Source organism: Mesorhizobium sp. M7A.F.Ca.ET.027.03.2.1 (assembly GCF_003999175.1).
GTDB lineage: Bacteria > Pseudomonadota > Alphaproteobacteria > Rhizobiales > Rhizobiaceae > Mesorhizobium.
Map to the genome: position 1 here is coordinate 1 of NZ_RZOM01001080.1, position 2,099 is coordinate 2,099.

The following is a 2,099-nucleotide window of genomic DNA, read 5'->3' on the forward strand; positions in this document are numbered from 1 at the left end:
CTGCGTTCCTCACCGGCTTCGGCGGCAAGACGCGGTGAATGCTCAAGCCAGCGTCAGGAGCGCTGCTGCCTGAGCATGGCGATCACACGGTGTACGCTCTCCAGCGTCTCGTCGATTTCGGCTGCAGTGTTGTAGTGGGCGATGCCGATACGCACGACGCCATGCTCGGCTGGAATGCCGAGCTGGTGGACGATCTCCCAGGCGTAGTTATGGCCGGACCACAGGAAGATGTTTTCGGCATTCATCTGCCGCACGATCGTTTCGGGCACGATGCCATCGACGGTGAAGGAAACCGTCGGCACGCGCTCGCCGAGCCGCTTCGGATCGGTAATGCCCCGGATGGTCAGGCCCTCGATATCGGACAGGCCATCGATCAGCTGTTGCGCCAGCGGGTTTTCATAGGCGATCGAAACCGCAAACGCCTTGGCAATCTTCTGCCTTCTTGAACCGCCCTCGCCCGCCGCCGCGCCAAGGTCGGCAAAGTAATCGACCGCGGCCGTGAGGCCGGCCATCAGCTCGATCTGCGGCGTGCCGAGTTCGAACCGCTCCGGCAAGCCGTTGGACGAGCAGCGGCATTTGTAGGGCTGCAGGTCGTCGATGACGTCGCGCCGGCCCCACAATATGCCCATATGGGGGCTGAAGAATTTGTAGGCCGAACAGATCAGGAAATCGCAGCCGAGTTCCTGCACGTCGATCAGGCCATGCGGCGCGAACTGGACGGCGTCGACATAGACAAGGGCCCCGGCATTCCTGGCTATGGCGGTCAGCGCCTTCACCCGGTTGATCGAGCCGGTCAAATTGCTGGCGTAGTTCAACGCGACCAGCCGTGTCTTCTCGGAAAGCAGACCAGCCAGCGTCGCCTCTTCGACCTGCCAGCTCTTTTCGTCGAACGGCAGCCAGCGCACGACGAGCCCGAGATCCTCGGCCAGCTGCAGCCAGGGCGACACATTGCCCTCATGGTCCATGCGGGTGAGGATGATCTCGTCGCCGGGCTGCATCGTGCGGCCGAGCGTGCGCGACATGTGATAGGTCAGCGTCGTCATGTTGGCGCCGATGATGATTTCCTCAGGGCTCGCCGAGCCAAGGAAATCGGCCATGGCCTGGTGCGCTTCATCAACGACCTGCTGTGCGGCAAGCGTCGTTTCGAAATAGCCGCCAAGGTTGGCATTGGTGGTCAAAAGGCAGCGCGACACGGCGTCCGCGACCGCCTGTGGCACCTGCGTGCCGGCAGGGTTATCGAGATAGATGCGGCGGCGGCCCTTGTCGGTCAGGAAGAGAGCCGGAAATTTTTCACGCACTGCCTCGACTGGAAAATTCATTGCTGCCCGCTCCCATTGTGCTCATTCAGTATTCGGAGACTGACGACCTGTTCAAGGACAGGGATTGCCGACCCGCTGGTGGATCGCGTCCACCGCCTTCTGCATTTCTTCGGTCCAGGTGACGTCGACGGAAGACAGCGCCATGTCGAGCTGCGAAAGCGTCGTTGCGCCGACGATGTTGGAGGCTACGAACGGCCGGCTCGAGACATAGGCATTGGCAAACAGTGCCGGCTCCAGGCCAAAGGAGCGCGCCAGCTCATTGTACTCAAGTTGCGCTTCAGCGGCACCTGGCGTCTCGTAGCGCTGGCCGCGATTGAACAGCTGCGAGCGGGACCCCTGCGGTCGCGCGCCATGGTCGTATTTGCCGGTGAGATAGCCCTGGGCCAGCGGCGAATAGGGCAGCAACGACACTTGCTCGCGCTCACAGACCTCGGCGAGGTTTACCTCGAAAGTGCGGTTGACGAGATTGTAAGCGTTCTGGATCGACGCGACGCGCGGGCCGATGCCCTTGTCGGCTTCGGCAAGGAACCGCATCACGCCCCAGGAACTCTCGTTCGACAGCCCGAAATGGCGGATCTTTCCAGCCTTCACCAGTTCGTCGAAGACGCCAAGCGTCTCGGCGATCGGTGTTTCGTCGGCCGGTGCGCCGACGGAATCGGCGCGCGGCGACACGGCGCCGACGCGCGTCGGATTGGCACCCCAGGGGATATCCCGCTCCGGCCAGTGGATCTGATAGAGGTCGATATAGTCGGTGCCGAGCTTGGCCAGCGACTTGTCGAT

General features: G+C 62.4%; 2 protein-coding genes. Both read right to left on the reverse strand.

From position 1 onward, the window contains the following. Positions 1-53 precede the first annotated feature (53 nt). Positions 54-1,319, reverse strand: coding sequence for a cysteine desulfurase-like protein (locus EN750_RS31395; protein WP_127399024.1), 1,266 nt, complete (start codon positions 1,317-1,319; stop codon positions 54-56). A gap of 51 nt (positions 1,320-1,370) precedes the next feature. Further along, the coding region (locus EN750_RS31400) for an aldo/keto reductase (protein WP_127399025.1) at positions 1,371-2,099 on the reverse strand (729 nt) is incomplete at its 5' end.

Bases quoted from the DNA above. Each gene is read 5' to 3' on its own strand.
- EN750_RS31395 (WP_127399024.1), bottom strand. From the start codon at position 1,319: ATGAATTTTCCAGTCGAGGCAGTGCGTGAAAAATTTCCGGCTCTCTTC.